The organism is Actinosynnema sp. ALI-1.44 (assembly GCF_001984155.1).
Lineage (GTDB): Bacteria > Actinomycetota > Actinomycetes > Mycobacteriales > Pseudonocardiaceae > Kibdelosporangium.
Window position 1 is genome coordinate 656,783 of sequence record NZ_MTQO01000054.1, and the last position, 12,814, is coordinate 669,596.

The following is a 12,814-nucleotide window of genomic DNA, read 5'->3' on the forward strand; positions in this document are numbered from 1 at the left end:
TTGCTTGAGGAGGTGAGTGTGCGCCGAGAAACCATTCCCGCCGCGCTCCTCGAAGCGGCCGAACGCTTCGGCGACGCCGAAGCAGTGGTCGACGGACAGGTCCGGCTGACCTTCCACGAGTTGCACAACCGCGTGATGGCAGTCGCGTACGGCCTGCACTCGAGCGGAATCGCACGGGGTGACCGGGTCGCGATCTTCGGCCCGAACACGCACCACTGGGTGACGTCAGCACTCGGTGTGCTGTACGCGGGTGCCACACTGGTACCGATCAACACCCGCTTCACCACTGCCGAGACCTTGGACGTGGTCAACCGCAGCGGCGCGCGGGGGTTGTTCGTGGAAGGCGAATTCCTCGGCAAGGACCGGGAGGCCGACCTGCTCGAGGCCGACGCGACGCTGGCGTCGAGACTGCGGATCTTCCGGATGCCGATGGAATGGCCGGAGGCCACCTTCGATTCGCCCGCTCAGCCGGACGACGTGGCCGACATCCTCTACACGTCCGGCACCACAGGGCGCAGCAAGGGCGCGATGAGCGCGCAGACGCAGACGCTCGCCACCGCACGGGCCTGGGCGGAGCGGACCGAGCTCAGTGCTTCCGACAGATACCTCATCGTGAACCCCTTCTTCCACAGTTTCGGTTACAAGGCAGGAATCCTGACGTGCCTGCTGACGGGCGCGACGATCGTGCCCCAGGCCGTTTTCGACGTCGCCGAGACGATTCGGCTGATCTCTTCCGAACGTATCAGCGTGTTGCCGGGTGCGCCCACGATCTTCCAGTCGCTTGTGGATAACTCGCCGAGCCCGCCGAGGATCAGGCTGGCGGTCACCGGCGCGGCGGTCGTCCCGATCACGCTGGTCGAACGCATGCGGGAAGAGCTGTGCGACACCGTGCTCACCGCGTACGGCCTGACCGAATGCCCGGTCGTGACGCTGTGCTCCCCGTCGGACAGCGCGGAAACCATCGCCAGGACAGCCGGGCGCGCGGCCGCGGGATGTGAGGTCCGGATCAGCCCGACCGGCGAGATCCTCGTCCGCGGCCCGAACGTGATGCTCGGCTACCTCGATGATCCGGAGGCGACCGCGGCGGCCATCGACGACGACGGCTGGCTGCACACCGGTGATCTCGGAAACCTCGACGAGGCGGGGAATCTGACCATCACCGACCGGATCAAGGACATGTACATCTGCGGCGGTTTCAACGTCTACCCGGCTGAGGTGGAGCAGGTGCTCGCCCGGTTGCCCGGCGTCGCGGAGGCCGCGGTGATCGGCGTTCCGGACGCCCGGCTCGGCGAGGTCGGCAGGGCGCACATCGTCCGGAAAAGTGGCGTCGACCTGTCCGAGGACGACGTCATCAGTTTTTGTCGGACCCTGCTGGCAAACTTCAAAGTGCCAAGGCAGGTGGAGTTCCTCGCGGCGCTGCCGCGCAACCCGTCGGGCAAGGTGCTGAAACGAGTCCTAAGGGGAGAGTCATGAGCGTCGTCCGTTACGAGCGGCAGGGCCCGGTCGCGATCGTCACGATGAACCGGCCCGAGTACCGCAACGCGCAGAACTCGGCGATGACGTACGCGCTGGACGAGGCGTTCACCCGCGCGGTCGACGACGCCGAGGTCAAGGTGATCGTCCTTGCCGGGGAAGGCAAGCACTTCTCGGCGGGGCACGACATAGGCACGCCCGAACGGGATGTGGACGTGTCCTTCGAGCGCAAGGCCGTGATGTGGTGGGACCACGTCGGCAGATCGGGCGGCGACCAGCGCTACGCCAGGGAAATGGAGGTGTACCTGGGAATGTGCCGTCGCTGGCGGGAGATTCCCAAACCGACGGTGGCGATGGTGCAGGGTGCGTGCATCGCCGGTGGCCTGATGCTGGCGTGGGTGTGCGACCTGATCGTCGCGTCGGAGGACGCGTTCTTCGCGGATCCCGTCGTACGGATGGGAATCCCCGGCGTGGAGTACTTCGCGCACCCCTGGGTGCTCGGCCCGCGCGCGGCCAAGGAGGTGCTCTTCACGGGCGACCGGTTCACCGCCCGGCAGGCGCGGGAGTGGGGCATGGTCAGCCGGGTGGTGCCGCGGGAGTCGTTGGCCGAGGAGGCGTTAGGGCTCGCCGGCCGGATCGCCGAGATGCCCCAGTTCGGGCTCGCCCTCGCCAAACGCGCCGTGAACCAGGCAGAGGACCTGATGGGCCTGCGTTCGGGGATGGACTCGGTGTTCGGCCTGCACCACTTCGCCCACGCGCACAACGCCGAGGTCTCCTCGGACTCCCTCGCGGGCATGGATGCCCGCTCGATGAAGGAACGCAAGTAGCCCATGGACCTCGATCTCGACGCCGCCACCCTGGCCTTCCAGGCCGAAGTCCGGTCGTGGCTCGCCGCGAACACGCCTGCCGACCTGCCGTCGATGGACACGGCCGACGGCTTCGAAGCCCACCGCGCCTGGGAGAGAACGCTTTTCGACGCACGCCTGTCGGTGGTGTCGTGGCCGGAGGAGTTCGGCGGCAGGAACGCGTCCCTGCTCCAGTGGGTGGTCTTCGAGGAGGAGTACTACGCGGCGGGTGCGCCCGCCCGGGTCAGTCAGAACGGCATCTTCCTGCTGGCGCCGACGTTGTTCGCGCACGGCACGGCCGAGCAGTGTGCCCGGTTGCTCCCCACGATGGCCAACGCCGAACAGGTGTGGGCCCAGGCCTGGTCGGAACCGGAGGCGGGCAGCGACCTCGCCGCGATCCGGGCGGCCGCGCGGCGGACCGACGGCGGATGGCTGCTGAGCGGGCAGAAGACGTGGAGTTCCCGGGCGACGTTCGCCGACCGCGGGTTCGGCCTGTTCCGGACCTCCGGGGAGCGCCACCGCGGCCTGACGTACTTCATGTTCTCGTTGCGGGCGCCCGGGGTGACCGTGCGGCCGATCGCACAGCTCGACGGTGAGCCGGGTTTCGCCGAGATCTTCCTCGACGACGTGTTCGTGCCGGACGACGACGTGATCGGCGACGTCGACAACGGCTGGAAGGTCGCGATGAGCACGGCGAGCAACGAGCGTGGTCTGTCGTTGCGCAGTCCCGGGCGGTTCCTGGCAACCGCGCGGCGTCTGGTCGAACTCTGGGAAACCTCACCGGATCCGGTGTTACGGGACCGCGTCGTGGACGCGTGGCTCGGGGCGCAGGCGTACCGGCTGTACACCTTCGGCACTGTCACCCGGCTGGCGTCGGGCGGCAGCCTCGGCGCGGAGTCCAGTGTGAACAAGCTCTTCTGGTCGGATCTGGACATCGCGATGCACGAGACGGCGCTGGACCTGCTCGGCGGCGAAGGCGAGACCACCGGTGACTGGCTCGACGGCTACCTGTTCTCGCTCGCGGGCCCGATCTACGCGGGCACGAACGAGATCCAGCGCAACGTCGTGGCCGAACGGATATTGGGGCTACCGCGATGAAATTCACCCTTTCCGAAGAACAGACCCAGTTCGCGGACACCCTGGACGCGCTGCTCGCCAAGTCCGATGCGGCCAGGGCATGGGCCACGGGCAACCACGAACCCGGCCTGGCTGTCTGGCGGCACCTGGCGGATCTCGGCGCGACGACCATCGCCACGGACGGCGAACCTGTGGACATGGTCGTGGTCATGGAGGCCATCGGCTACCACGCGATTCCCGGCCCGGCCATCGAAACGATCGCGGTTCTGCCGGAGTGGCTGGATGGCGCGTTACTGGCCACAACGGCCATTCCGCCGCACGTTTCGTATGCGGTTGACGCGGACGTGGCCGATCGCGTGTTCGTGGTGCAGGACGGAACGCTGTTCGCCGCCGTCCCTGGCAAGCGTGTCACGTCAGTGGATCCGTGCCGGGCGTTGTTCGAGGTGACCGCGACAGCTGAGATCGGCCCGTTGGCCGGAGCGTTCGATCGTGGTGTGCTCGCGTGCGCCGCGCAGTTGTTGGGAGCGGGGCGCGCGTTGTTGGCGAAGTCCGTCGAGTACGTCAAACAACGCACCCAGTTCGGCAAGCCAATCGGTTCGTACCAGGCGGTGAAGCACCACCTGGCCGCGGTCCATGTCGGCTTGGAGCTGGCCCGGCCGGTGGTGTACGGCGCCGCGTTGGGCGTGCTTCCGGCCTCCGCGGCGAAGATCGCCGCGGGCGATGCGGCGTACCGCGCCGCGCGCACAGCTTTACAGGTCCACGGTGCCATCGGTTACACCACCGAGAACGACCTCAGCCTGTGGTTGACCAAAGTCCGGGCCCTGCATTCGGCGTGGGGCACCGGGCAGGTCCACCGGGCGAGGGTGATGACGGAGCTCAGCGCGTGATCAACCAGTAGGTCGGCGCCAGTCGGGTACGGACCACCGTGCGTTGACAGGCATACTGGTCACATTCCCGCACCCCACTGACACCTCGCCGTCGTGAGTGTTCTGGCCTGTTCCAACCGGACTAAACACTCACGAGGGTCTTTCAGATGCGCTCGATTATGGTTGCGGTGGCCAGGGCGCCGCCCGCGCACATCGCGATGAGCGCGCATGTCTCGTCGCGGCGTTCGAGGGCGTGCAACGCCGTGGTGATCAGGCGGGCTCCGGTGCTCCCGACGGGGTGTCCTAGAGCGATCGCGCCGCCGTTGACGTTCACGCGGTCGGTGTCCGGTTTGTGTACGCTCGTCCAGGACATCACGACCGACGCGAATGCTTCGTTGACCTCGAAGAGGTCCAGGTCGCCGATCTTCATCCCGCTGCGTTCCAGGACACGCGTGGTCGCCTGCACGGGGCCGTCCAGGTGGTAGTACGGCTCAGCGCCAACAAGCGCTTGGGCGACGATTCGCGCTCGTGGACGCAGGCCCAGGGCGCGAGCACGGTCCTCGTCCATGAGCAGGACGGCCGCGGCGCCGTCGGAGATCTGGGACGAAGTGCCCGCTGTGTGCACGCCACCGTCGAGCACGGGCTTCAGTCCGGCGAGGCCGTCCAGTGTCGTGTCGCGCAGGCCTTGGTCCTTGTCCACTCCGGCGACCGGCACGATTTCGGCGGTGAAGTGTCCGGATTCCCAGGCGTTGCGGGCTTTCGCCTGCGACCACACGCCGAACTGGTCCACGTCCTGTCGACTCAGGCCGCGCCGCACGGCAATGCGCTCGGCCGCCTCGTACTGGTTGGGCAGGTCGATGCCCCAGTCGTCGGGGCGCGGCTTGCCCACGTCCGTGCCGAGGTTCGAGCGCAGTGGGACGCGGCTCATCGCCTCGACACCGCACCCGATTCCGGTGTCGATCGCACCGGTCGCGATCAGGCCGGTGATCAGGTGGATCGACTGCTGCGCCGAACCGCACTGGCAGTCGACGGTCATGCACCCCGTCGAGTGTGGCAGTCCGGCGTGCAACCAACCCGTGCGGGTGATGTTGTTCGACTGCTCACCCGCCTGGGTGACGCAGCCACCAGCGACCTGTTCTACCAACACCGGGTCGATCCCCGCGCGCTCGACCACCGCGCGCTGCGCCGCGCCGAGCAGCTCGGCCGCGTGCAGCCCGGCCAGCCAACCTCCCCGTTTCCCGATCGGTGTCCTGACCGCTTCAACGATCACCGCATTGCCCACGCCGAGCTCCTCCCAAGGGGGTCATCGTGATCGAAAATAGAACACGTTCTCGTCATCAGCAAGACTGATGCCGCGCCAGGTCTTTCGTTGAGTTAACGGTGTATGCTCTAATCGGCCATAGAACGTGTTCCACGCCGTAGTGGGGGACGACTCTTCAGGAGGCAGACGTGGCCGAACCCAGGATCCCCGAAGGCTTCGACTTCACCGATCCCGACGTTTATGCCACACGGCTACCGCATGAGGAATTCGCCGAACTGCGCCGCTGCGCACCCGTCTGGTGGAACAGCACACCCAACCGGGACTGCGGGTTCGACGACGACGGGTACTGGGTGGTCAGCAGGCACCAGGACGTCAAAGAGGTGTCCCGCAACTCGGATGTCTACTCCACCAGTGAGAACACCGCGATCATCCGCTTCGGCCCCGACATCACCAGGGACAAGATCGAGGCGCAGCGGCTGATCATGCTGAACATGGACCCGCCGCAGCACACCAAGGTCCGCGCGATCATCCAGCGCGGCTTCACGCCCCGCGCGATCAACAGCCTGCGCGACGCGCTGGCCGACCGCGCCGAGCGGATCGTGAAAACCGCTGTCACGGAGGGAACCGGCGACTTCGTCCTCGATGTCGCCTGTGAACTGCCCTTACAGGCCATCGCGGAACTGCTGGGTGTGCCGCAGGACGACCGGCACAAGCTGTTCGACTGGTCGAACCGGATGATCTCGTACGACGACCCGGAAGCGTCCCAACCGGAACTCGCCTCGGCGGAACTGCTCGGCTACTCGTGGAACATGGCCGAGGAGCGCAAACGCTGCCCGGCGCACGACATCGTGACCACTTTGGTCAACGCCAACATCGACGGCGAGAACCTGACCTCCGAGGAGTTCGGCTTCTTCGTGCTGCTGCTCGCGGTGGCGGGCAACGAGACCACCCGCAACGCGATCACCCACGGCATGTACGCGTTCCTGAACAACCCCGAGCAGTGGGAACGGTACAAGGCCGAACGCCCGGCGACCGCGGCCGACGAGATCGTCCGCTGGGCGACCCCGGTGATGGTCTTCCAGCGAACGGCCAAAGTGGACACCGAGTTGTCCGGTGTGGAGATCAAGGCGGGTCAGCGCGTCGGCCTGTTCTACAGCTCGGCGAACTACGACCCCGAGGTGTTCGACGACCCGTACAAGTTCGACATCGGCCGTGACCCCAACCCGCACCTGGGTTTCGGTGGGACGGGGGCGCACTACTGCATCGGCGCCAACCTGGCCCGCCTGGAGATCGACCTGATGTTCAACGCGATCGCCGAGCACATGCCGAACATCGCGAAGGCTGCGGACCCGGTGCGGCTGCGCTCGGGCTGGCTGAACGGGTTCAAGGAGTTCCAGGTCACCTACGTGTGATCGAGAATGCCTCTTCGGGCGCCCCGGAGTCCGTTTCGCCGGGGCGTGCCCGAGGGGGATTCTGCACCCATGCGAAGGATCCTGCTCGGCATCGGTTGTGGACTGCTGCTGGCCGCGTGCGGCTCGGGCAACGGCACCGCCCAGTCGCCCGTGACCACGACACCCAGCTCGGAACCGCCTGCCACGACGGCGTCCAAGGGCCCGATGCGGACCGGGACGAAGACCGCGTCGACCGGCGTGCCCGCGGTGGACAACTCGTGCGGGCCGGTGGAGATCTGCGGCAAGGCGGAGGTGGCCGGCGGGCAGACGCTGTCGACGGACTTCTTCACGGTGCTGAGTGAACTCAACAACAAGAGCTGCGCCGACTGGGCGGCGGGCTCGGCGGGGAAACTCGCGCTGCCCAAGGTGACCAACTCCGAGCGGACGCTGAACTTCTTCACCGAGGACCCGATCGCCTACTCCGGCCCGGCGTCCTACACGGATGCCGCGCTGCTCAAGGAAGCGACGCTCCAGGTCAACTCGAAGACCTACACGACGGGCGACAAAGGACAGTCCGAAGTCACCATGGCGGAGAACGGCAGCGGTTCGATCACCCTCACAGACTGGTCGGCCGAAGACGGGGACAAGGTGACCGCGAAGATCTACTGGTCCTGCACGGACAGGTGATCAGCTCGGCTTGTCCGCGCTCACGACCCACATCGCGAAGTACTGCGACCCGCCGCCGTAGGCGTGCCCCAAAGCGACCCTCGCGTCGGCGACCTGGTGCGCCCCGGCACGTCCCATCACCTGCATGGCCGCCTCGGCGAACCGGATCATCCCCGACGCGCCGATCGGGTTGGACGACAGCACGCCGCCCGACGGGTTGACCGGCAGCAGGCCGCCGATCTCGGTCTCGCCCGCCTCGGTGAGCTTCCAGCCGTCGCCGGTCCCGGTGAACCCGAGGTTCTCCAGCCACATCGGCTCGAACCACGAGAACGGCACGTAGATCTCGGCGGCGTCGACCTCGGTGAGCGGGTCGTCGATGCCCGCCTGCTTCCACAGCGCGGCCGCCGCGTCCCGGCCCGCCTGCGGGTTGACCTGGTCACGCCCGGCGAAGGTGGTCGGTTCGGTGCGCATCGCGGTCGCGGTGATCCACGCGGCGCCAGGACCGGCCGACTTCTCGTCCGCGATGACGACCGCGCAGGCGCCGTCCGACGACGGGCACGTCTCGTCGTAGCGGATGGGGTCCCACAGCATCTTGGACGCCCGGACCGATTCGACGGTGATGTCGGGTTGTTTGAGGTGTGCATGGGGGTTCAACGCGCCGTTGCGCCGATCCTTCGCCGCGACCATCGCTCCGATGTGCTCCGGCGCGCCTGCCCGGCGGATGTACGAGCGCACGTGCGGCGCGAAGTATCCGCCCGCGCCCGCGTGCACCGGCATGGTGAACGGCGTGGGGATGGACAACGCCCACATGGCGTTGGACTCGGACTGCTTCTCGAACGCCACCGCGAGTACCCGGCGGTGCACCCCGCCCTGTACCAGGGACGCCGCGACGTTCGCGGTCGAGCCGCCGACCGAACCGGCGGTGTGCACGCGCAGCAGCGGCTTGCCGACCGCGCCGAGGGCGTCGGCGAGGAACAGTTCGGGCATCATCACGCCCTCGAACATGTCCGGTGCCTTGCCCACGACGACCGCGTCGATGTCGGGCCAGTCGACGTTCGCGTCGGCCAGTGCCCGGTCGATCGCCTCACGGCACAAGCCGGCCATGGAGACGTCGAGGCGTTTCGCGGTGTGGTCCGTCTGCCCGGTCCCGATCACCGCGGCCAGTTGTCCGGCCATCAGTCCCGTCCCTCCATCAGGCACACGAGGTTGTGTTGCAGCGCGGGTCCGCTGGTGGCGTGCGCCAACGCGCGGTCGGCATGGCCGCCGCTGATCTGCCTGGCGGCTTCGCCGATCCGGATCAACCCGGCTGAGAACATCGGATTGCCGCACAGCGCGCCACCGGACGGGTTGATCCTGCTCCCGTTGAGCCCGAGTGCGTTGCGCAGCAACAACTCCTGGTGGGTGAACGGTGCGTGCAGTTCGGCGACGTCGACCTTGTCGAATCCCGCGTCCCTGGCGGCGGCCACCGTCGACGGTGACGTGGTCAGGTCCCGTCCACCCAGGTTCGCCGAGTCGACGCGGTGCGCGATGCCCGTGATCCACGCCGGGCGTTCGGCCAGCTCCCGTGCCCGGTCCTCGGCGGCGAGCACGAGCGCGGCGGCGCCGTCGGTGACCGGCGCGCAGTCGTGTTTGCGCAACGGATCAGCCAGGTAGGGTCGCGTGAGCAGGTCGTCGACCGTCACGTCGCCCTTGACCTGCGCCAGCGGGTTGGACTTCGCGTCCGCCCGGCTGCGGACGGCGACTTCGGCCATCTGCTGCTCGGTCCAGATGCCCTGATCGAGACCCGCGCGCGCCTGCAGACCCGCGACGCTGACCGAGTCCGGCCACAGCGGGGCGACCGTGTACGGGTCGAGCTGCATGGTCATCACGCGGCGCAGCTTTCCCGCCGATGACTTGCCGAATCCGTACACGAGCGCGACATCCACCTCGCCGGTCTGGATCTTCACCCACGCCTCGTAACAGGCCCAGGCCGCGTCGGCCTCCACATGCGACTCGTTGATCGGCGGGAACGCACCGATCGCGTCAACCGCTGCGATGAACGAGAAAGCACGGCCCGCGACGTAGTCCGACGATCCGGAGCACCAGAAGTCGATGTCCGACTTGGCCAAGCCGAGCCCGCCGAGCACCTCGTGGAACACCGGTACGAGCATCTCGACGCCATTGGTCGTGCCGTGCGTCTCGCGTACGGCCGGCGCCTGGGCGAAACCGACTACGGCGACATCTCTCACCGGTGCCTCACAGGTGCTGGGAGTAGGTCTCGAACGGCGCGTCAGCCTCGCCGCTCGGTTCGAAGTGGTCGATGTTGGCCAGCGACTGCTGCCATTCCGCACGGGGTCGCCAGACAGCCTTGACACGCATGCCCATCCGCACCGACGAAGCGTCACACCCGAGGATGAGGTGCTGGAACGCGATGTCGGCGCCGTCGAGCAAGACGTACGCGGCGACGTACGGCGGCGCGATGCGCTGGCCGAGGAACGGCACGTTGACGATGCAGAACGTGGTGACAGTGCCGTGATCCGGCAGTTCGACCTCGTCCACTGTGGGCACACCGTCGGTCGGGCACGCGCCACGCGGCGGGATGTAGACCTTCTGGCACGCCGGGCAGCGTTGCCCGAGCAGTCGCCCTTCCTGGAGACCGTTGAGGTAACGGGTCTCCTCGGCTGAGGCCGTGTGCGTGTAGGCGAGCCGAACGGGCGTGGTCACCATCGTGACGGCTTCGCCTTGACCCGCTTGCGTTTCGACGGCTTCACCCGGTTCGAAGCAGGCGATGTCGTGGATGCTGCCGACGGGATCCGTGGCCCAGCGGACCCGGACGCGCATGCCGGTGTGGATGTCGTCGGAGCTGGGGACGTCGACCGCGTGCAGTATCGACGTATCCGCGCCGTCGAGCTGGATCAGGGCCCAGGCGAACGGGCGTGTCAATGGTTGGCCGTCGTCGGGCTCAGACACCCATGTCCACGATCGGACGGTGCCCGCGGCGGCGACTTCCACCCACTCGGTGAGTTTCCGCGCGGTGACCGGGTCATATTCGACCGGGGGTACGTGCACGCGGCCGTCGTCGCCGCGAACGCCCTCGATCCGCCGGTCGCGCAGGCCGGTCATGAACCTGCCGAGGACCGGACCGAGTGACCGGGTGTAGTCGAACTCGACGTTGAGCGGCGCGCTGAGCGAGGTCACAGTGGAAGTGAAACACGTTATCGCGAGGCTGGCAAATGGTCACTGGATAGCCCTTGTATCGACCTGTAACACGTTCTAGATTTGCGGGTATGACCGCGATAGGGCTCTGGAACATCGCCGCTGACCTGCCCGATCACCCCGCCGTCGTGGATCCGGACGGCGCCGTCGTGACCTACGGGGAGCTGGCGGCAAGAGCCAACCGCTACGGCCGCGGACTGCAGGAACTCGGCCTGACGCCGGGTGACACGGTCGTGATGGCCTTGCCGAACTCGGCGGACCTGTTGGCACTGTACTTCGCGGTGCTGCAGACCGGCCTGTACGTGGTGCCGGTGAACTGGCACCTGGTCGGACCGGAGGTCGCGTACATCATCGAGGACAGCGGGGCGAAGGTCTTCATAGCGCACTCGCGGTTCACCGAGATGGCGACAGAGGCGGGCGGGAAAGTCGCGGCGAAGTTCGCGATCGGTGACATCCCGGGCTTCTCGCCGTTGGAGTCGTTGGGCGCGTCGGCGGGTTCGGGGCGTCCCGCCGATCGCACGGCAGGCGCACCGATGGTCTACACCTCCGGCACCACCGGCCGCCCGAAAGGCGTGCGGAGGCCGTTGACCGGAACGGATCCCGATGACGTGCCACCCGCGTCGATGTGGTTCTTCGGGATATTCGGCATCAAACCGTTCGACGACCACGTGCACATCTGCGGCTCGCCGCTGTACCACACGGCGGTGCTGAACTTCGCGGGCATCTCGATCCAAATGGGACATACAGTGGTCCTGATGGAGAAGTGGGACCCGGAGGAGATGCTGAGGCTGATCCAGGACCACAAGGTGACCCACAGCCACATGGTGCCGACCCAGTTCCACCGCCTGCTGGCCCTACCGGAAGACGTGCGCTCGCGATACGACGTGTCTTCGCTACGCGTGATGATCCACGGCGCGGCCCCGTGTCCACTGGAGACGAAACGCCGAATGCTCGACTGGTGGGGCCCAGTGGTGGTGGAGTACTACGCGGCAACAGAAGGCGGCGGGACATCGATCTCGGCAGAGGAATGGCTGCGCAAACCAGGCTCGGTCGGAAAAGCCTGGCCAGGCTCGGTAGTACGCGTACTGGACGACAACGGCAACGACATGCCCGTCGGCGAACCAGGCCTGGTGTACATGAAGATGGGAACCTCGAGCTTCGAGTACCACAAGGACAAGGAGAAGACGCTGGCATCCCGCGTCGGCGACCTGTTCACCCTGGGAGACGTCGGCCACCTGGACGAAGACGGCTACCTGTACCTGCACGACCGCAAGGCAGACATGATCATCTCCGGCGGGGTGAACATCTACCCGGCGGAGATAGAAGGAGAACTCGCGGTCCACCCCAAGGTCGCGGACATAGCGGTATTCGGCCTCCCCCACGAGGACTGGGGCGAGGAAATCAAGGCAGTGGTGCAGCCCGCGCCGGGTGTGAGCCCGGACGACGCACTGACAGAGGAACTCCTGGAGTACGCACGCGGACGCCTCGCCAAGTTCAAACTGCCCCGAAGCATCGACTATGTCGACGAACTACCACGCGACCCGAACGGCAAGCTGTATAAGCGAAAGATCCGTGCCAAGTACTTGCCTTAACGGGCAATCAGCTAGCGGAGAGCAACCGCAGCCCGGTCCTGGTCACCGAGCGGGTAGACCCAGCCCCCACGGCCAGCGCGCTAGCGCAGAGCAGGCGGCGTGCGCGCAAGCGCAGGGCAGGCGGCGTGCGCGCTAGCGCAGAGTGGTGCTTCGGGGGTGTCTCCTGCCCGTCGGCCTGGGCGAAGCCAACCACGGGCTGTCAAGAGGTCGGCCCACCCAAAGTAGCCCGGCGACAGCCATACCGATCCTCTTGACAGTCCGTGGTTCCCTGGGGCAGGTCGACGGGCAGGGGACGCCCGCGCCCTGAACCCCGGGTCATGAAAAGTATGCGCCGGGAGGAACACGGCGCGAAGACCTCCTGCTCAGAGGTCTGCCTCCCGGCGAGGGACCCCTTCTTTTTGTCTTTTCAGACCCGGAATCTCGAGTATTCCGGGTCGGGTGACCACGC

General features: G+C 67.1%; 11 protein-coding genes. 7 read left to right on the forward strand and 4 right to left on the reverse strand.

The annotated features are described in order from the left end of the window. Window positions 1–18 precede the first annotated feature (18 nt). From ALI144C_RS50000 to ALI144C_RS50015, 4 genes are read left to right on the forward strand one after another with little or no spacing between them, the layout of a single operon-like run. Window positions 19–1,473: a FadD3 family acyl-CoA ligase gene (locus tag ALI144C_RS50000; RefSeq protein ID WP_076994869.1), complete on the forward strand. Its 1,455-nt coding sequence runs from the start codon at window positions 19–21 to the stop codon at window positions 1,471–1,473. Beyond that, window positions 1,470–2,300, forward strand: coding sequence for an enoyl-CoA hydratase (locus ALI144C_RS50005; protein WP_076994315.1), 831 nt, complete (start codon window positions 1,470–1,472; stop codon window positions 2,298–2,300). Before ALI144C_RS50000 ends, ALI144C_RS50005 begins: the two co-directional genes overlap by 4 nt. A 3-nt stretch (window positions 2,301–2,303) precedes the next feature. Then, the gene (locus tag ALI144C_RS50010) at window positions 2,304–3,416 is read left to right on the forward strand and encodes an acyl-CoA dehydrogenase family protein (protein ID WP_076994316.1); all 1,113 of its coding nucleotides are present in this window, start codon (window positions 2,304–2,306) and stop codon (window positions 3,414–3,416) included. Next, window positions 3,413–4,282 (forward strand): acyl-CoA dehydrogenase family protein, encoded by an 870-nt coding sequence (locus ALI144C_RS50015; protein ID WP_076994317.1) that lies wholly within the window; start codon window positions 3,413–3,415, stop codon window positions 4,280–4,282. Before ALI144C_RS50010 ends, ALI144C_RS50015 begins: the two co-directional genes overlap by 4 nt. Window positions 4,283–4,424: 142 nt before the next feature. Here the strand turns inward: ALI144C_RS50015 and ALI144C_RS50020 are convergent, their stop codons facing one another. Further along, window positions 4,425–5,543, reverse strand: a complete 1,119-nt coding sequence (locus tag ALI144C_RS50020; RefSeq protein ID WP_076994318.1) for a steroid 3-ketoacyl-CoA thiolase — start codon at window positions 5,541–5,543, stop codon at window positions 4,425–4,427. 167 nt (window positions 5,544–5,710) lie between these two features. Here ALI144C_RS50020 and ALI144C_RS50025 point away from each other — a divergent pair, with 167 nt between their 5' ends. After that, window positions 5,711–6,934: a cytochrome P450 gene (locus ALI144C_RS50025; protein ID WP_076994319.1), complete on the forward strand. Its 1,224-nt coding sequence runs from the start codon at window positions 5,711–5,713 to the stop codon at window positions 6,932–6,934. A 69-nt stretch (window positions 6,935–7,003) separates the two neighbouring features. After that, on the forward strand, window positions 7,004–7,600 hold the full coding sequence (locus tag ALI144C_RS50030; RefSeq protein ID WP_076994320.1) for a hypothetical protein: 597 nt from the start codon (window positions 7,004–7,006) through the stop codon (window positions 7,598–7,600). Here ALI144C_RS50030 and ALI144C_RS50035 read toward each other — a convergent pair whose 3' ends face one another. Genes ALI144C_RS50035 through ALI144C_RS50045 form a run of 3 tightly spaced genes read right to left on the reverse strand, consistent with a single transcriptional unit; the run spans window position 7,601 to window position 10,756 of the window. Continuing rightward, on the reverse strand, window positions 7,601–8,755 hold the full coding sequence (locus tag ALI144C_RS50035) for a thiolase domain-containing protein (RefSeq protein ID WP_076994321.1): 1,155 nt from the start codon (window positions 8,753–8,755) through the stop codon (window positions 7,601–7,603). It lies immediately after the preceding gene. Continuing rightward, window positions 8,755–9,807 carry a thiolase domain-containing protein gene (locus ALI144C_RS50040; protein ID WP_076994322.1) on the reverse strand — a complete coding sequence of 351 codons (1,053 nt, stop codon included), beginning with the start codon at window positions 9,805–9,807 and terminating at the stop codon, window positions 8,755–8,757. Before ALI144C_RS50040 ends, ALI144C_RS50035 begins: the two co-directional genes overlap by 1 nt. Window positions 9,808–9,814: 7 nt before the next feature. Continuing rightward, on the reverse strand, window positions 9,815–10,756 hold the full coding sequence (locus tag ALI144C_RS50045; RefSeq protein WP_237774691.1) for a Zn-ribbon domain-containing OB-fold protein: 942 nt from the start codon (window positions 10,754–10,756) through the stop codon (window positions 9,815–9,817). An 89-nt stretch (window positions 10,757–10,845) separates the two neighbouring features. Between ALI144C_RS50045 and ALI144C_RS50050 the strand changes: the two genes are divergently transcribed. Beyond that, complete coding sequence (locus ALI144C_RS50050) at window positions 10,846–12,366, forward strand: acyl-CoA synthetase (protein WP_076994324.1); 1,521 nt, start codon at window positions 10,846–10,848, stop codon at window positions 12,364–12,366. The last annotated feature ends 448 nt before the right edge of the window (window positions 12,367–12,814 follow it).